Origin of the sequence: Actinocorallia sp. B10E7 (assembly GCF_039871655.1) — a bacterium.
Taxonomy (GTDB): Bacteria; Actinomycetota; Actinomycetes; order Streptosporangiales; family Streptosporangiaceae; genus Actinocorallia.
Genome location: NZ_JBDPLZ010000007.1, coordinates 183121 through 199997 on the forward strand (window position 1 = coordinate 183121; position 16877 = coordinate 199997).

Annotated in this window: 14 protein-coding genes; 9 read left to right on the forward strand and 5 right to left on the reverse strand. The window is 70.7% G+C overall.

Going from position 1 to position 16877, the window contains the following annotated elements; genetic code table 11:
- Positions 1-2: 2 nt before the first annotated feature.
- On the reverse strand, positions 3-1568 hold the full coding sequence (locus tag ABGB12_RS24700; protein ID WP_347681820.1) for an acyl-CoA synthetase: 1566 nt from the start codon (positions 1566-1568) through the stop codon (positions 3-5).
- A gap of 164 nt (positions 1569-1732) precedes the next feature.
- On the opposite strand from ABGB12_RS24700, the gene ABGB12_RS24705 reads away from it, so the two are divergent.
- The 4 genes from ABGB12_RS24705 to ABGB12_RS24720 all read left to right on the forward strand — a co-directional run bounded on the left by ABGB12_RS24705 (position 1733) and on the right by ABGB12_RS24720 (position 4631).
- Positions 1733-2545 (forward strand): crotonase/enoyl-CoA hydratase family protein, encoded by an 813-nt coding sequence (locus tag ABGB12_RS24705; protein ID WP_347681821.1) that lies wholly within the window; start codon positions 1733-1735, stop codon positions 2543-2545.
- Positions 2546-2724: 179 nt separating this feature from the next.
- Positions 2725-3012, forward strand: coding sequence for a hypothetical protein (locus ABGB12_RS24710; protein WP_347681822.1), 288 nt, complete (start codon positions 2725-2727; stop codon positions 3010-3012).
- Positions 3013-3122: 110 nt separating this feature from the next.
- Entirely contained in the window at positions 3123-3590 is a 468-nt protein-coding gene (locus tag ABGB12_RS24715; protein WP_347681823.1) for a DoxX family protein, read from the forward strand.
- A 171-nt stretch (positions 3591-3761) separates the two neighbouring features.
- Positions 3762-4631, forward strand: coding sequence for an alpha/beta fold hydrolase (locus tag ABGB12_RS24720; RefSeq protein WP_347681824.1), 870 nt, complete (start codon positions 3762-3764; stop codon positions 4629-4631).
- Positions 4632-4641: 10 nt separating this feature from the next.
- On the opposite strand, the gene ABGB12_RS24725 is transcribed toward ABGB12_RS24720, so the two are convergent.
- From ABGB12_RS24725 to ABGB12_RS24740, 4 genes are all read right to left on the reverse strand, one after another.
- Positions 4642-5877: an acyltransferase gene (locus ABGB12_RS24725; RefSeq protein ID WP_347681825.1), complete on the reverse strand. Its 1236-nt coding sequence runs from the start codon at positions 5875-5877 to the stop codon at positions 4642-4644.
- 247 nt (positions 5878-6124) lie between these two features.
- Complete coding sequence (locus ABGB12_RS24730; RefSeq protein WP_347681826.1) at positions 6125-6487, reverse strand: hypothetical protein; 363 nt, start codon at positions 6485-6487, stop codon at positions 6125-6127.
- Between the two features lie 290 nt (positions 6488-6777).
- Complete coding sequence (locus ABGB12_RS24735) at positions 6778-7890, reverse strand: nitronate monooxygenase family protein (RefSeq protein WP_347681827.1); 1113 nt, start codon at positions 7888-7890, stop codon at positions 6778-6780.
- A gap of 42 nt (positions 7891-7932) precedes the next feature.
- The gene (locus ABGB12_RS24740) at positions 7933-8937 is read right to left on the reverse strand and encodes a DUF3068 domain-containing protein (protein WP_347681828.1); all 1005 of its coding nucleotides are present in this window, start codon (positions 8935-8937) and stop codon (positions 7933-7935) included.
- A 253-nt stretch (positions 8938-9190) separates the two neighbouring features.
- On the opposite strand from ABGB12_RS24740, the gene ABGB12_RS24745 reads away from it, so the two are divergent.
- The 5 genes from ABGB12_RS24745 to ABGB12_RS24765 all read left to right on the forward strand — a co-directional run bounded on the left by ABGB12_RS24745 (position 9191) and on the right by ABGB12_RS24765 (position 16819).
- A complete protein-coding gene (locus ABGB12_RS24745; RefSeq protein WP_347681829.1) occupies positions 9191-10669 on the forward strand; it encodes a hypothetical protein in 1479 nt (492 codons plus the stop codon).
- A gap of 63 nt (positions 10670-10732) precedes the next feature.
- On the forward strand, positions 10733-10861 hold the full coding sequence (locus tag ABGB12_RS24750; RefSeq protein ID WP_347681830.1) for a hypothetical protein: 129 nt from the start codon (positions 10733-10735) through the stop codon (positions 10859-10861).
- A 12-nt stretch (positions 10862-10873) separates the two neighbouring features.
- Positions 10874-12043: a glycosyltransferase family 4 protein gene (locus ABGB12_RS24755; RefSeq protein ID WP_347681831.1), complete on the forward strand. Its 1170-nt coding sequence runs from the start codon at positions 10874-10876 to the stop codon at positions 12041-12043.
- The gene (locus ABGB12_RS24760) at positions 12033-16061 is read left to right on the forward strand and encodes an alpha-(1->3)-arabinofuranosyltransferase family protein (protein WP_347681832.1); all 4029 of its coding nucleotides are present in this window, start codon (positions 12033-12035) and stop codon (positions 16059-16061) included. Before ABGB12_RS24755 ends, ABGB12_RS24760 begins: the two co-directional genes overlap by 11 nt.
- Positions 16058-16819, forward strand: coding sequence for an FkbM family methyltransferase (locus ABGB12_RS24765; protein ID WP_347681833.1), 762 nt, complete (start codon positions 16058-16060; stop codon positions 16817-16819). Before ABGB12_RS24760 ends, ABGB12_RS24765 begins: the two co-directional genes overlap by 4 nt.
- Positions 16820-16877 lie beyond the last annotated feature (58 nt).

A 16877-nucleotide genomic window follows, 5' to 3' on the forward strand; every position in this document is an offset into this window, starting at 1 on the left:
CGTCAGATCGCGGTCGTGCGGTCGGCCCAGTACGGGTCGCGGAGCTTGCGCTTGAGGAGCTTGCCGTTGGGCTCGCGGGGCAGCGCCTCGGTGTAGTCGATGGTCCGCGGCCACTTCATCCTGGCCAGGCGGGGCTTGAGGAACTCGAAGAGCTCCTCGGTGAGGGCCTCGTCCGGCTCGACGCCCTCGGCGGGCTGGATCACGGCCTTGATCTCCTCGCCCCACTCGTCGTTGGGGATGCCGAACACCGCGACGTCCGCGACCTTCGGGTGCAGGATGATCTCGTTCTCGATCTCGGCGGGGTAGATGTTGGCGCCGCCGGAGATGATCATGTCGGACTTGCGGTCGGACAGGAACAGGAAGCCGTCCTCGGTGAGGTAGCCGACGTCCCCGAGCGTGAAGAAGTCGCGCAGGCGTGACTTGGCGGTCTTCTCCTTGTCGCCCTTGTACTCGAAGTCCGCGCCGGCCATCTTCATGTAGATCGTGCCGGGGGTGCCCGCGGGGAGCTCGTTCCCGTCGTCGTCCACGACGATCACTTCGGAGATCGGCCAGGCGTTGCCGACGGTGCCCGGGTGGGCCAGCCAGTCCTCCGGCGAGGCGATGGTGCCGCCGCCCTCGGTGGCCGCGTAGTACTCCCAGATGCACGGGCCCCACCACTCGAGCATCTGGTACTTGAGCGGGACGGGGCAGGGCGCGGCGGCGTGGATCGCCCACTTCATGGAGGAGACGTCGTACTTCTCGCGGGTCTCCTCCGGCAGGGACAGCAGCCGCTTGAAGTGCGTGGGCACCATGTGGGTGTTGGTGACCTTGTACTTCTCGATCAGCTTGAGGGTGTCCTCGGCGTCCCACTTGTCCATGTAGACGAGCGTGTGGCCCATCTGCAGGGCGGTGCCGCCGAACTGCGTCACGGCCGTGTGGTAGTTCGGCGAGGTGATCAGGTGCGCCTGGGGCTCGCCCGTGACCGCGACGCCCGGCGGGATCCCGAACAGGCTGAGCAGGAACGTCATGAACTCGGCGCTGTCGTCGGGGTCGATGCCGTAGAGGGCGCGGCGCACGCCCTTGGGCCGCCCGGTCGTCCCGGACGTGTAGTGCATCGTCGCGCCGTTGCTGCGGTCTTCGGGTTTGGTGTCGGGGTGTCCGTCGAGCAGTTCCTCGACCGGGGTGAAGCCTTCGACGGCGCCGAAGGAGAAGCGCCGGGACGCCTCCAGGCCCGCCTCGTCGGCGCCCTTGGCGCCCGCCTCGGCGTGCCTTTCGTGCACGAAGAAGGCCTTGGCCTCGGAGTCGGCCACGATGTAGCCGATCTCGGGTCCGGTCAGGTGCCAGTTGATCGGCGTGTAGTACCAGCCGGCCTGCAGCGCGGCGAGGTAGAGCACCAGCCCGTCGACGCCGTTGGGCACCAGCCCGCAGATGCCGTCGTTCTTCTCCAGGCCCAGCCCGCGCAGCGCGTGGACCAGCCGGTTCGACCGGCTCAGCAGCTCTCCTGCGGTGTACTCCGTGCCGTCGGGGTCGACGGCCGCGATCCAGGTCGGATCCTGCTCCGCGAGACGCCAGAAGCCCAGGGTGCCCATGAGCATCTCCCTTGCACTCGGGGGTGGATGTGAGTGAGACTCGAGTCCAGAACTGCAGTAGATCACGTTCTAGTTTGAGTCGGCAAGGGTTGGTTTTACTCTTGTTGGGCAGGCGATCTGCTAACTAGAATCCGTTCTCATTCAGACCCCCGTGGAGGCCCCTGATGCCGGAAGTTCTGCCGATCAGCACGTCGCACTGCACCGTCGAACAGGACGGCCATGTGGTCATCGTGACGATGAATCGCCCGGAAGCCAAGAACGCTTTGAGCACGGACATGCTCGTCGGCATGGCGGAGGCCTTCGCGTACATCAGCTCGGAGCCGTCGGTGCGCGTGGGCATCCTGACGGGCGCGGGCGGCGACTTCTGCTCCGGCGCGGACCTGAAGGCGATGAGCAGGCCCTCCGACGACGAGCGTGTGCGGCAGCGCGCCTCGGAGATCGAGAACTACCACTGGAAGGGCCTGCTGCGCGAGAGCGTCCCGACCAAGCCCATCATCTGCGCCATCGAGGGCTACGCGGTGGCGGGCGGCACCGAACTGCTGATGGGCACCGACCTGCGGGTGGTCGCCGAATCGGCCACCCTCGGCCTCTTCGAGGCCAAGCGCGGCCTGTTCCCCATGGGCGGCAGCGTCCTGCGCCTGCCCCGCCAGATCGGCTACGCCGCCGCCATGGACATCCTCCTCACCGCCCGTTCGGTGAGCCCGCAGGAGGCCCTGGCCATGGGCCTCATCAACAAGATCGTCCCGGACGGGGAGGCGCTGAAGGCCGCCCGCGAACTGGCCGACCAGATCGCCGCCTGCGCCCCGCTGTCCGTCCAGGCCATCCTGCGCACCCACCGCGAGACCTTCCACCTGCCCGAGGAGGAGGCCCTGAAGGTCTCCGACACCATCGGCTGGGAGGTCATGGCCTCCGAGGACGCCAAGGAGGGCGCCCTCGCCTTCCGCGAGAAGCGCCCCGCGAACTTCCAGGGCAAATAGCGGCTCGGCCTCCCGGGGGCGCCGGCCGCGGGCCGGCGCCCCTCCGCTCCCTAAGCACAGACGGTCGCGAAACTTCCACTGTCGAAATGTCCGGATGTGGACAAAAGTTGGTGCGGGGCTGAAAGCGCGGCGTTATCGGGCACGGGTTTCCCATGAACACGACATGGAGGAACCGAACGATGATGCGCGGCAATCCGGTCGGCACGGTGGTCAAGGTGCTCACGGGGGTCGTGGTGGGGATCCTCGTCATCGGGATCCTGCTGGTGTGGGCGGACGCCAACCGCGGGAACGAACTGGTCGGCTTCATCCTGGACTGCGGCGAGTGGCTGGCGACCCCGTTCCGCGACGTGTTCACGCCGGACGACCCGGAGAACGCCATCTACCAGAACTGGGGCCTGGCCGCCGTCGTGTACGCGGTCGTGGGCATGGTCGTGAGCAACCTGCTGGCCCGCGTCGCCTGGCGTTGATCCGCTCGTTCCTCGCTTTGACCGGACTTTCGCTTTCGGTGCACCTCCCCCGACCCCCGGCCGTCCGGCTTTGCCGGGGGGTGGAGCGGCGGTGATTACGCTGAGTGGCCATGGACTTCGGTTTGCTGGTGCTGCGGCTGTTCTTCGGGCTGGCGATCGCCTCGCACGGGGCGCAGAAGCTGTTCGGATGGTTCGGCGGGTTCGGCATCAAGGGCACCGGGATGTACTTCGACCAGCTGGGCTACCAGCCGGGAGAGGTCTTCGCGGTCGTCGCCGGCCTCAGCGAGTTCGTCGGCGGCCTGCTGCTGGCCCTGGGCCTCTTCACCCCCCTGGGCGCGGCCATGGTGATGGGCGTCATGATCAACGCCGTCATCGTGGACTGGGAGAAGGGCTTCTACATGAGCACCGAGAAACCCATGCTCTTCGCCTTCGCCGCCGCGGCCCTGGCCTTCACCGGCCCCGGCCGCTACAGCCTCGACCACGGCCGCAAGTGGGAGCCCAGCGGCATCGGATGGGGCTTCTCCGCCATCGCCCTGGCCGCCATCGCGGCCCTGATCACCCTCGTCATCCGCCAGTAACGCCGGCCTTCCACCGAAGCCCCGCCCCTCACCCGAGGGGCGGGGCTTCGTCATGTCCGGAAGGCGGGATGCTCCAGTCCGATCTAGGCAAGTAAGTGATTGCCGACCTACACTCACGGGGCCAATTGGACGCATCGTCAAAAGCGGTGCGACGGATCCCGGGAGACCCCCTTGCGTGTTGCCATCCGCGTTCTCCTCTCGCTCCTCGCGGGAGCCGCCATCGCGGGAACGGCGTTCGCCGGAACCGCCCACGCGACCCCGTCCGAGGCCGAACTGATCGCCGCCGCCAAGGAACTGCAGGCTCCGGGCGTGCGCGGCGCCAACGACTGGGACTGCGAACTCACCCCGCAGCGCCCGCGCCCGCTCGTGCTGGTGCACGGCACCATGGGGATCGGGTGGGCCAACTGGATCTACCTGTCCGAGGCGCTCGCCTCACGCGGGTACTGCGTGTTCGCCCTGGAGTACGGGCACCTGCCCGGCAACCCGTTCCCCGGCATGGCGCACATCGAGCAGTCCGCCCCGCAGCTCGCCACGTTCGTCGACGGCGTGCTCGCCGCGACCGGCACCGACGAGGTCGACCTCGTCGGCCACAGCCAGGGCGGCATGATGCCCCGCTACTACCTCCGCTTCCTCGGCGGCGCCGCCAAGGTGAACGACATGGTCGGCATCGCCCCGTCCAACCACGGCACCTGGCACGGCACCTGGTTCCCCGAGATCGGCTTCCAGATCTGCAACGCCTGCATCGACCAGACCCCCGGCTCGGCCCTGCTCACCAAGCTCAACGAGGGCCGTGAGGTCGAACCCGGCGTCGACTACACCACCATCATCACCAAGTACGACGAGGCCGTCGTCCCCTGGCAGGGCCAGAAGCTGAGCGGCCCCGCCCACCAGCTCACCAACGTCGTCCTCCAGGACGCCTGCCCGAGCCACTTCTCCGAGCACGCCCTGATCGTGACCACCGACCTCACCGTCCAGTGGGTCGACCACGCCCTCACCCGCAACGGCCCCGCCGACCCGGCCTTCAAGCCCAGGTGCGTCTGACCGGACCTCATCACGCGCCGACGCCCTCGCGGGTCTCCGTCCCGCCCGGCGGGACGGAGACCCTGCGGGCGCCGCCTTCTCCGCCGTCCGCCGTCGCCCGCAGGCGGGGGGCACGGCGGGCGAACCGCTGCAGGGGCTGCTCCACCAGGTCGTGGCTGAGCACGGCGACGAGCAGGGAGAGCGGCAGGACCACGCCGAGGACCAGCCAGAAGTCTCCGAGGAACATGGGCCGGCCGGTCCACCGGTACCAGGCCATCAGGATCGGGGTGTGCCACAGGAACACCCCGTAGGAGATCCGGCCGAATCCCGCCGCCACCCGGTTGCCCAGCACCGCCCGGGTGAACGGATGTCCCGGGGCCAAGGCCGCGGGCGCGACCGCCGCCACCGCGATGGCGGGGAAGAGCAGACCCGCGACCAGATACTGGTGCGCGCTCTGCGGGCCTGACAGGGGCGTGCCCAGCGGAGTGGCGACCAGCGCCAGCAGGCACAGCGCGATCACCCACCCGACGCCCGGCGCGGCCCCGATCCGCGCGGCCCACCGCCCCGGCCGTTCGGCCATGACGGCCAGCGCCATCCCCAGCCCGAAGTAGCCGAGGGTCCGGGGCGGCAGCGGCTCGAGGTAGAAGACGACCTTCAGATCGAACGCGTACCGCACGATCATCGCCTGGGCCAGCGAGACCGCGGCCAGCCCGAGCGCCATGGCCAGCAGCCGCCGCGCCGATCCCCGGCCCCACCGGTGCATCGCCCACGCCAGAAGCGGCAGCAGCAGGTAGAAGAAGGCCTCGACCGCCAGGCTCCAGATCGAGGAGAGGCTCTCCCCCTCCCACCACCGGTCGGGATCGTAGATATGGGTGAGGGTGACCAGCTGCAGCCAGGTGAACGGCTGCCCGGCCCTCGCGTTCTCCGCCACCAGCAGCCCGAACGGCAGCATGAGCCAGTACGCGGGAAGGACGCGCAGCGCCCGCCGTCGCAGATACCCCCGCACCGCCGGAAGGTCCGTGTCCCCCAACGCGGCCCGCGCGAACGGCCGGTACAGCAGGAACCCCGACAGCACGAAGAAGATCGGCACCCCCACGGTGCCGTTGCCGATCATCCGCCAAGGGATTCCCCCCCACCAGTTGGCCCCGGTGGCCGCCCCCACGTGCGTGCAGACCACGAGCAGGATCGCCGCCGCCCGCAACCCGTCCAGAGCGGCCAGGTGGCCGGGCCCGTCCGGCCGCTCCCGCCGGGCGAACAGAGCCGCCATCTCCACCTCCGCAGCGCCGCTCCGGCCCTGGAACCCCTGTCCGGCCGCCGAGCGGGCCCAGGGTACCGGTTCCCGCCGGCACAGGACCGGCGGGAACCTTCTGCGGAATCCTTCTCATCGGATGGCGGTGAAGGAAACACCGCCATCCGATGCATTATCCGAGGTAGCGGAATATTCAGGAACGAAAAGCAACCGCCCGGGCCGAAAAAGATTCAGGCACCCGGCCCGTCGAGCAAAAAACCTCGCCTCAGGGGCAGAAACCCCACTGCCCTTCAGCCTGATAGGTCAGGTTGGCCTGCGAGGTCCATCCCTTGGTCTGGGTTCCCGCGATGCGGATATAGCCCCACCAGACTCCGTTGATCTGCAGTCCGCACCAGCCGTAGACCTGGGTCCCAGCCGGCACGGTGTCCACCGTGCTGCAGGAGGTGGAGGGCCCCGACCTCAGGTTGTAGTTCTGGTACTTGTACGTGAACTGCCCCGCGTACGACGAGTTGTTGGTGACGGCGGTCCCGTTGTTGCAGGCCCAGGCCTGGGCCGGGGAGGCCGTCAGGACCGCGGAAACGGCGGCGATCCCGAGGGCGGCCGACAGAAAAGAAGCCCTGACTTTCACGAGTCATTTCCTTTCGAAAGGAATCCGAATGCCATACGGCTTTCAGCTTTCGGGAGCATATCGCCGGGCCTGTTCATAGATCAATACCCATTGAAATCAGGACGGGCTTCCCTATTCATGCAGGATCGGATCCGGTCCGAAAGAAAAGGAATGGAAATCTCCTGAAACCATCTCTTTCGACGGCGGCCCGCCCGTGCGCCGACACGAACGCGCTCCCGCTCTTCCCCGAACAGACCGGACGCCCCCGACCGCGGGGGTCGAGGGCGTCCGGTCAGGAACTGAAGGCGGCCTCAGTCCTCGTTAGTGATCTTGTTGAGGCGTTCGATGGCCTCGATGTACTCCTCCATGAGGTCGTAGACGACCTGGGCGGCCGGCTTGACCTGGTTCATGGAGCCGACGATCTGGCCGACCGGGAAGGTCACCAGCTCGCCGTCGCCCGAGCGGCCGATGCGCTTGAGGGCGTCGGAGATCAGCATGAACTGCATGGGCATCGGCAGGTAGCCGGGGGAGTTCTCGGCCTCCCAGGCGTCCGTCCACGCGGTCTTGAGGAAGCGGGCGGGCTTGCCCGTCCAGGCGCGGGAGCGCACCGTGTCGCGGCTGGTGGCGGCCAGCAGCTTGGGCACGGCGTTCTCGGGGGTGTCGGCCTCCTCGACGGTCAGCCAGATGCTGCCCGTCCAGGCGCCCTCTGCGCCCAGTGCCATGCCCGCGGCGACCTGGCGGCCCCGGCCGATGCCGCCGGCGGCCAGGACGATGGTGTCCTCGCCGACCGCGTCGACCACGTCCGGGATGAGGACCATCGTGGAGACCTCACCGGTGTGGCCGCCGGCCTCGGTGCCCTGCGCGACGATGATGTCGACGCCCACGGCCTCCTGCTTGAGGGCGTGGTGGGCGCTGGAGGCCAGGCCCGCGACCTTCACACCGTGCTGGTGCGCCAGCTCGACCACGTCCGCGGGCGGCGGGCCGAGCGCGTTGGCCAGCAGCGCGATCGGGTGCTTCAGCGCCACCTCCACCTGCGGCCTGGCCGTCTGGTCCGTCCAGCCGAGCAGCACCCTGTCGGCGCTCTCGGTGGACGGCTCGACGCCGTGCTCGGCCAGCAGGTTCTCAAGGAAGTCCTTGTGCTGCTGGGGGATCATCGCCTGGAGCTTGCCCAGGAGTTCCTCGGCGTCGCCCAGGTCCGCGCCCTCGTACTTGGCCGGCATCACGACGTCCACACCGTACGGCTTGCCGCCGATGTGCTCGTCGATCCACTTGAGCTCGAGCTCGAGCTCTTCCGGCGTGAAGTACAGCGCACCCAGGACGCCCATGCCGCCTGCGCGGCTCACCGCCACGACGACGTCGCGGCAGTGACTGAAAGCGAAGATCGGGTACTCGATACCGAACATCTCGGTTACACGTGTCCGCACCCCCGCACTGTAAGCCGCGAGGGTGCGAAACTGCAACAGGTTCTACTTTGATTGCGCGTTCCCGGCCAGGTAAGGGTTGGAACCAGCCGGAACCTGTTCTACTTCGCGGCCGTGCTTCGGGCCCCGGCGGCGGCGCCCGCCGGCCAGCAGGCTGAGCACCCCGCCGACGGCCAGCAGCACCAGGCCCACGGCCAGCGAGACGCCCGGCAGAGTGGTGCGGAGCATGGAGATGGTGTCGGCGTACCCCGCCGACGCCTTCGCCAGCGCCTGGACGCCCTTGTCGTCCAGCACCAGATCGGCCTCCACGAAGACCCCCTCGTGGCCGTCGGCCGTGCGCAGGGTGGAGTTCACGTTCTGCCGCAGCTTGATCGGCATCCCGGTGCGCGGGTCGACCCACAGGGTGTTGGTGGACTCGTAGTACCGGTCGATCTTCCCCGGCTTGGCCTTGTCGGGCAGTCCCACCACGCTCGGGGCCACCTTGTTCTTGGAGTGGGCGACCAGGGTGGGCTCGACGTGCTGCTCGAACCGGTAGGCGCTGATCCCGGCGACCTCCTCGACGCCGGTGAAGCGCGCGGGCCACGTCCGGCCGGTGATGAGGTCGAAGAGCTGGTAGGTCTCCTTCTGGACGTTGCCGATCGGCAGCATCATCCAGTATCCGGTCTGAGTGATCTCGGTGTTCCGGTCGACGCCCGAGCCCTTGGCGTTCTTCAGCAGGCCCGTGCGGCGGTCGAACGCCATCCGGAACTCGTTGAGGGAGATCAGCGACTTCCCCGAGTACAGCTCCAGGATGCCGTTCGCGACCATCAGGTCGTCGTCGCTGGACTTGATGTCCCCGCCGAGGTTCAGGCTCGCCTTCAGCTCCACTCCGGAGCGCACCTTGTTGCGGATGACGTCGTAGTAGGACGCCTCCTCGGCGGCCAGGGTGAGGTTCTCACCGAAGTCCAGCGGGGCGGCGATCACCCGGTCGGCGATGTAGAAGCGGGTGAGGGGCGCCATCGTGAGGAAGAACGCCCCCAGCATCACGAGCAGGAAGCCGCCGCGCTTCATGATTTCCGTACCTCCGGAGAACACCAGTTCCAGGCCGGATTTACGGCCTCTGCCCGTACTAGCGCGTAACCATACCGGAGCACGGTTTCTAGGATCTTTTGTCCGAGAACCTGATACCAGGCCGTAGTCTCGGGCCCACGCACACCGACCCCAGACACGGAGAGTCGTCCTGACGGCGCGCCGGCTCCTTCCCCCGCTCACCGGGCTCGGCCTCGGCCTGCTGATCCTGGGCCCGGCCCTGCGCCCGGGCTTCGTGCTGAGCTACGACATGGTGTTCGTCCCCGACCCTCCGGCGACCGCGGCCATGTTCGGCCGCACCGGGGGCTTCCCCCGCCAGGTGCCCAGCGACGCGTTCGCCGCGGCCCTCTCCTTCCTGCCGCACTCCCAGCAGCTCATCCTGCTGTCGGTCTTCGTGCTGGCCGCCTGGGGCGTGGGCCGGCTGGTCCCCGGAGGCCTGCCCGCCAAGCTCGCGGCCGTCGTCGTCTACCTGTGGAACCCCTACCTCGCCGAACGCCTGCTGCTGGGGCACTGGGCCCTGCTGCTCGGCTACGCCGGGCTGCCCTGGGTGCTCGACGCCGTGCTGCGGCGGCGCCGCGCCTCCGTGCTGGCCGCCTCCCTGCTGCCCGCGGCCGTCGGCGGCTTCGCCGCCATGAACGTCACCGCCCTCGTCCTGGCCGGCGGGCTGGCCGCCGTCCGGGGACGGGGCGCCCTGCGCGTCCTGCTGGTCTTCCCTGCGATGGCCCTCCCCTGGCTGGTCCCCGCCCTGCTCAACGCCTCGGACACGCGCACCGACCCCGGCGGCGTGGACCTCTTCGCCGCCCGTGCCGACACCCCCTTCGGCACCCTGGGCAGTCTGCTCTCCCTGGGCGGCATCTGGAACGCCGAGACCGTTCCCCCCGGCTATACGGCCCCGCTGCCCGCCTTCCTGCGCCTGCTCCTGTGCCTGGCGGCGCTGGCCGCCCTGGCCCTGCACCGCTCGCCCGCGGCCCGCGCCGCCCTCTACTCCGGCACGGCGGGGCTGGCCCTGGCCTGCCTGGGCGCCACCGCCCCCGGCCGGGCGCTGCTGCGCTCCCTGGTCGAGTTCTGGCCCGGCTTCGGGGCGCTGCGCGACGGACAGCTCTATCTCGCCCCGCTGGCCCTGGCCGTCGCCCTCGGCCTCTCCCTGCTGGCGGCCCGTCCCGCTCCCCGGGAAGACCCTTCCCCGTCCCGGCCGCGCGAGGAGCTGCGACGGCGCCGCGACGGCTGGGGCTTGACCTGGGTCGCCGCCGTGCCCGTGCTGCTGCTGCCCACCCTGGCCTGGGGGATCTCCGCTCGGCTGCAGGCGGTGGACTACCCCGCGGAGTGGCGGGCCGCGCAGCGCCTGATCAACGCCGATCCGGTGGGGGGCGATCTGCTGTCGCTGCCGTGGGGCGCCTACCGGCGGCCGGAGTGGAACGGGGGGCGGGCCGTGCTCGACCCCTGGCCCCGGCTGGCGGCCCGCCGGGTGGTGTGGGACGACGGCCTCCGGGTCGGCGGCCGTTCCCTCGCGCAGGAGGACCCCTGGGCGGCGGACACCGACGCGCTGCTGCGCGCCGGGGGCGAGCTGGCCCCGAAGCTGGCCGCGTCAGGTTTTCGCTATGTGGTGATCAGTCGGGATCACTCAGAACAGGCCTGGACCTCGCGGCTGCACGGTGCCGAACGTGTCATAGAAGGCCCCACTTTGATCGTCTATCGCCTGGGGCACTCTGGTTAATTTGGTAGAAATAGCTCTACTCTGGGTCCTTCCCCGATGGTGCACCGCTGAGAAAGGCCGACGATGCGCATCCTGTTCGCGATCATCACTGGAGTGCTGCTCGCCACCGCGTCGTCCGCGGCCATCGTCAACGCCTCCACCTCCAAGCCCGCCCCCAGCGTCAAACCCCTCTACGACTACGGGACGCGCTGACCGCGCGGCGATGTGGCACAGTCAACGGGGACGGTAGGGGAGGTCGTACCCCTGCGAGACGAGGGCGGGAAGCCCCTGCGGGTCGCGATGGTCAACTGGCGCGACCCCTGGCAGCGCACGGCGGGGGGCGCGGAGCTGTACGCCTGGCAGATCAGCGAGCAGCTGAGCCGCCGGGGAGCGCAGGTCACCTTCGTCACCAGCAGGGAGGCCGGGCAGGCCCGGCGGGAGTGGCGTTCGGGCATCGAGATCGTCCGCATGGGCGGGGTCTACTCCCGTTATCCGCTGGTGCTGTCCTGGCTGCTGCGCCACCGGAACTCCTTCGACGTGGCGATCGACTGCATGAACGGCATCCCGTTCTTCTCCCCGCTGGCCCTCTCCCGACGCACCAAGATCATCCTGCTGGTGCACCATGTGCACTCCGAGCAGTTCTTCGTCTACTTCGGCCCGCTCATGGCCGCATTCGGCCGGTTCCTGGAAGGCCCGGTCGCCCGCCGCCTGTACCGCGACCGGCAGACCGTGGCGGTCTCCCCCTCCACCGCCCAGGCCCTGCGCGACCAGCTCGGCTGGCGCGGACCCCTCTACATCGTGCCCAACGGAGCCCCCCCGCCCGGCGCCCCCGCCGAGACGGTCTCCGACGGCGACCCGTCCATCGTCTGCGTGGGACGGCTCGTCGCCCACAAGCGCCTCGACCTGCTGGTCTCCATGACCGACCGGCTGCGGCAGGACCTGCCGGACGTGCGCCTGCACATCGTCGGCAGGGGCGAACAGCACGACGCGCTGGCCGCCCAGATCCGCGAACTGCGCCTGGAACGCCATGTCACCCTGCACGGCTTCCTCCCCGAGGACGCCAAGAACCGGCTGCTGGCCGGAGCCGACCTGCACATCTCGGCCTCCCGCTACGAGGGCTGGGGCCTGTCGGGGATCGAGGCCGCCGCCCTGGGCGTGCCCACCGTGGCCTACGACGTGAACGGGCTGCGAGACGCCATCCGGGACGGGGAGACCGGCTGGCTGGCCCCGCCCGGAGAAGACCTGGCCGACACCGTCCGCCGGGCCCTGAAAGAACTCGCCGACCGCGGCCCCCAGATCCGGGCCGCCTGCACCGCCTGGGCGGGCGGCTTCACCTGGGAGGCCAGCGGCGAGCGCATGCACCGCCTCATCCAGGACGAGCTAGATGCCTTCTGAGCCCTCTGCTTCGTGCAGTCCCGGCTCCGCCCGACCCCCGCAGGACAGGGTCCGGCTCGCCGTCTCCCTGCTGGTGCTGCAGACTCTGGCCTTCGCCGTCCGGCCCGGACGCGTCCTGCCCGACACCAAGCTGGACATGGCGCTGAACCCCTCGGGGTTCCTCGCCCGCGCCGCCCACATGTGGGACCCGTCCGGATCACTGGGCCAGGTACAGAACCAGGCCTACGGCTACTTCTTCCCGATGGGCCCGTTCTACCTGCTCGGCGACCTGCTGCACCTCCCGCCCTGGATCGTGCAGCGGCTGTGGCTGGGGGTGGTGCTGTGCACGGCCTTCCTCGGCGTGGTCCGGCTCGCCGAGGCGCTGCGCCTGGGCTCTGGCTCCACCCGGCTGCTCGCGGGGTTCGCCTACGCGCTGGCCCCCCGCGCCCAGGTGCTGCTGGGCACCAACTCCTCGGAGTTCTGGCCCACCGCGATGCTGCCCTGGATCCTGCTGCCGCTGGTCACGGTGCGCTCCCCGCGCCGGGCCGCGGCCCTGTCGGCGCTGGCGGTCGCGGCCTGCGGCGGCATCAACGCCACGGCCGTGCTGGCGGTCCTCGTCGTGCCCCTGCTGTACCTGCTGTGGCACCGCCGCGAACTGCTGCTCCGGTGGCTTCCGCTGACCGCCGCGGCGTGCTTCTGGTGGCTGGCCCCCACCTATCTGATGGGCCGCTACATCTTCGACTTCCTCCCCTACACCGAGACCGCGGCCACCACCACGTCGGTCACCTCGCTGACCAACGCGCTGCGCGGCCTCTCCCAGTGGACCGCCCATCTGCCCACCGGCTTCAGCCCCTGGTGGCCGGCCGGGAACACCCTGGCCACCTCCTCCTGGCTGACCGCGGTGACCCTGCTGGTCGCCGGACTGGGGCTGCTGGGCCTTCGCCGCTCCCTCCATCGGCCGTTCCTGGCCTCCTCCCTGCTGCTGGGGCTGGCGATCATCGTCACCGGCCATCCGGGCGCCTTTCTGGCCGATCACTTCCGGGAGCTGCTCGACGGCCCGCTGGCGTCCTTCCGCAACCTGCACAAGTTCGACGCGCTGATCCGCCTCCCCCTGGCACTCGGCCTGGCACTGCTGCCCGCCGGCTCCCGTCGCGCCCTGCCCCGCCTCCGAGGAGCCCGGTTCCTCCCCCGCCGGTGGGCCGAGAGCACCCGCGGCGTACGCGAGGCCCTGCACCGCCGGGGCGCGGCCCGGGTGGCGGCCGCGGTGCTGGTGGCCCTGTCCGTGACACCGGCCCTCAGCCCGGGTCTGGGCTCCCCGGGCGCCCCCCGCGGCGTCCCCCGCTATCTGCTGGACGCCGCGGACTGGCTGAACGGACGGCTCACCGAACGGGACGGCGCGGTGCTGGCGCTGCCAGGACAGCCGTTCGGCCAGTACCTGTACGGGCAGATGATGGACGACCCCCTCCAGTCGCTGCTGGAGGACCGCTGGACCGGCCGGATGGTGACGCCGGGCGGCTCGGTGGGCATGGCCCGGCTGATGGAGGCGATCGACCGGAGGTTCGCGACCGGCCAGGGCTCGTCCGGGCTGGCGACCCTGCTGTCCCGCATGGGCGTGGAGTACGTGCTGATCCGCAACGACGTCGACCGCGGGGTGCTGGACGGCGCCTGGCCCGCCCGGCTGCACGACGCGCTCGCGGCCATGCCGGAGCTGGAGAAGGCCGCCGAGTTCGGCGAGCCCGTCGGCATGGAGTACAGCGACGCCATCGGCTCCGTGGACCAGGAGTATCCGCCCGTGGAGATCTACCGGGTCTCCAGCGCCGTCCCCGTGGCCACGGTCGCCGTCGGGGAGCCTCTGCGCGTCGGCGGCGGTCCCGAGGCGCTGATCGCGCTGGCCGACCAGGGGCTGCTGGACGACAGCCGCCCCGTACTGTTCAACGAGGGCGAGCCCGACGTCGCCACCGACACCCTGCGCAAGCGGGAGGTCGCCTTCTCGGACCTGCGCGGCGGCTCCTCCCCCACGCTGACGGCCGACGAGCCGTACTCGGGGAGCGCCGTGACCAAGGACTTCACCGAACCGGGCTGGGAGGGCTACCGGACGGTCGCGGAGCTGTCGGGGATCAAGGCGGTGACAGCCTCCTCCAGCTCCGCCCAGATCACCGCGGTCTCCTCCCCCGACTCCCTCTCCAGCCATCCCTTCGCCGCGCTCGACGGCGACCCCGGCACCCGGTGGACCTCCTCGGGCTGGCGTCCTCCGGTCGGCGAGTGGCTGAAGGTCGAGTTCACCGAGGCGCGGCGGCCCCGGGAGATCACGGTCTCCTTCGCCCGGGGGAGGCTGCTCGGCCCCGTGGTGCGGCAGGTCGCGGTGGAGACCGCCGCCGGCCGGCTCGTCCAGCCCGTCCGCGCCACCGCCGAGCCCCAGCGGCTCCGCGTCCCCGAAGGCGCCACCTCCTGGCTCCGCCTCGAGATCACCCGGACCTCCGCGAAGGACACCCTGGGCAACCGGGTGGCGATCGAGGAGCTGGAGATCCCCGGGATCGAGCCGCGCCGCTCCCTCGCGGTCCCCTGGAGCGCCGCCTCGCAGGTCTTCACCGGGCTCGACGGCTACTCCCCCGCCTGCATGCGCGGCTCCCGCTCCTGGGTGTGCTCGCCCTACCTGGGGAGCGATCCGGAGGAGGGCCGCGCTTTCGAGCGCACCTTCTCCTCCCCGGGCGGCGCGGTGCGGCTGGCGGGGACCGCGATCCTCACCGACCTCGAACGCGTCTCCTCCCTCACCGGAGCGGAGACGGCGTCGTCCTCCTCCGTCATGGTGGAGCATCCGGCGGTCATGGCCCGGTCCGCCTTCGACGGCGACAGGTCCACCGTCTGGATCAGCTCCCTGGACGCGGAGAGCCCCGTCCTCACCCGCGAGTTGGACGCCCCGCACACGCTCTCCCGGCTGGTCTTCCGCTTCCCCGCCAAGCGGGGGCCGATCCGGGTCACCCTGACCGGGGACCGCGGCCAGGTCCGCGAGGGGGTCATCGACAAGAAGGGCGTGCTCGGTTTCGCCCCGATGCGGACGCGGACCCTCTCCGTGGAGTTCACCGGCTCCCAGGCCGTGCAGGTCGCGGAGCTGGAGATCCCCGAGGTGCCCGCGTTGGACTCCTCGGGCACGGTTCCCCGGCGGTGCGGTTCCGGTCCCGTCTTCCGGCTCGGTTCCACCGCGGTCGAAACCCGGCTCGTCGACGCCTCCCGGGAGGACCTACTGGCCGGGCGGCCCGTCCGCTACGAGTCCTGCGCTCCGGTCTCCTTGGACTCCGGCCGCCAGACGCTGAGCCTGCACGGCTCCGGTTTCCTCGTCGCCACCGCCGCGCTGCTGCCGGGCGCCGCGCAGACCGCCGGAACCGCCGCGGCCCCCGCCGGAGGGGGCGCGGTCCTCCGCCGTTGGGAGGCCGCCGAGCGGGAGGTCTCCGTCCGCACCGACCGGGCGTCGTATCTGGTCGTCGCGGAGAACTTCAACGAGGGCTGGAAGGCCTTCCTCGGCGGGAAGCCCCTCACCGCGGTGAAGCTGGACGGCTGGAAGCAGGCCTGGGAGCTTCCCGCCGACGCCTCGGGCCCGGTGCGGCTGGTCTACGAGCCGGACCGGGTCTACCGCTGGTCCCTGGCGGCCGGGCTGCTGCTGGTGCTCGGCATCGCGGCGCTGGCCCTCCGCCCGGGAACCGGTCCCGCGCCGCGGGAGTCCCGGCCTCGCGGAGCCCTGCTCCTCTGGGCCGTCCCGGTCTTCGGCCTCTGGGCGGCGGGCTGGGTGGGCCTGCTCGCGGGCCTCGTCGCCGTCCCGCTGGCCCGCAGGCTTCCCTCCGCCTCCCCGCCGGTGCTGACGGCTCTGGCCGCCTGCTCCACCGTCGCCGCCGGGTTCCTCTACCTCCCCGGCCTTCCCGCCGTCTATCCGCTGCTCACCGAATGGATCCCCGCCTGCCTGCTCGTGGCGGCGGCGGCGCTGCTGCTGACGCCGTCCGCATCCGCGGACGGGCCGCGCGAGGCGCACGGTACGTTCGCCCCATGAGCCAACGTCTGTCCCGGGCGGTCGCCGAAACGCTGCCCAAGCCCCTCCTCGGCTCCCTGATCCGGCGGGTGTACCCCCGGCTGGAGCCGGAGCTGGGACGGCTGGCGGAGTTCGTGCCCCGCGGCGGCACCGCCGTGGACGTCGGGGGCTGGTTCGGCCCCTGGACGGAGCGGCTGCTGCGCCGGGCCGACCGGGTGGTGACGGTCGAGGCCGATCCGGGGCTGGCCGGGCTGCTGGAGCGCACCTTCCCCGGGGCCCGGGTCGTGGCCGCCGCCGCCTCCGACCGGGAGGGGCGGGCGACCCTGTGGTCCCCGGCCGCGGGAGCCCTCGTCGGCATCTCCTCGCTGAGAGAGCCGTCGGAGGCGACCGGGGGAACCTCCGCCTCCGTGCCCCGGATCACGATCGACGGGCTGGGGTTGGAGGACGTGCGGTTCGTCAAGCTCGACATCGAGGGCCACGAGCTGCCGGCGCTGCGCGGGGCGGAACACACGATCCGGCGGGATCTGCCGGTGCTCCTGCTGGAGCTGGAGACCCGGCATCAGCCGCTGGATCCGGTCGTGGGCCTCCTCTCCGGCTGGGGGTACCGGGGGCGGGTCCTCGCGGACGGCCGATGGCGGCCACTGGAAGATTTCGATCTGGCATCGCATCAGCGGTCGCATGCCGCTCAGCTCACCCGGTCATTTCCCAGCCGGGTACTGTTTCCAGGGACGAGGTACATCAATTCAGTACTGTTCCGGCACCCCCTCGGAGCGGGTTGATCTCGGGCACCGTGCTGCGTCGTACGTTGTTACCCATGGGTCATTTGGTATTGAATCT

Bases quoted from the DNA above. Each gene is read 5' to 3' on its own strand.
- ABGB12_RS24715 (WP_347681823.1), top strand. From the start codon at position 3,123: ATGGACTTCGGTTTGCTGGTGCTGCGGCTGTTCTTCGGGCTGGCGATC.
- ABGB12_RS24740 (WP_347681828.1), bottom strand. From the start codon at position 8,937: ATGAAGCGCGGCGGCTTCCTGCTCGTGATGCTGGGGGCGTTCTTCCTC.
- ABGB12_RS24725 (WP_347681825.1), bottom strand. From the start codon at position 5,877: ATGGCGGCTCTGTTCGCCCGGCGGGAGCGGCCGGACGGGCCCGGCCAC.
- ABGB12_RS24710 (WP_347681822.1), top strand. From the start codon at position 2,725: ATGATGCGCGGCAATCCGGTCGGCACGGTGGTCAAGGTGCTCACGGGG.
- ABGB12_RS24700 (WP_347681820.1), bottom strand. From the start codon at position 1,568: ATGGGCACCCTGGGCTTCTGGCGTCTCGCGGAGCAGGATCCGACCTGG.
- ABGB12_RS24705 (WP_347681821.1), top strand. From the start codon at position 1,733: ATGCCGGAAGTTCTGCCGATCAGCACGTCGCACTGCACCGTCGAACAG.
- ABGB12_RS24750 (WP_347681830.1), top strand. From the start codon at position 10,733: ATGCGCATCCTGTTCGCGATCATCACTGGAGTGCTGCTCGCCACCGCG.
- ABGB12_RS24765 (WP_347681833.1), top strand. From the start codon at position 16,058: ATGAGCCAACGTCTGTCCCGGGCGGTCGCCGAAACGCTGCCCAAGCCC.
- ABGB12_RS24760 (WP_347681832.1), top strand. From the start codon at position 12,033: ATGCCTTCTGAGCCCTCTGCTTCGTGCAGTCCCGGCTCCGCCCGACCC.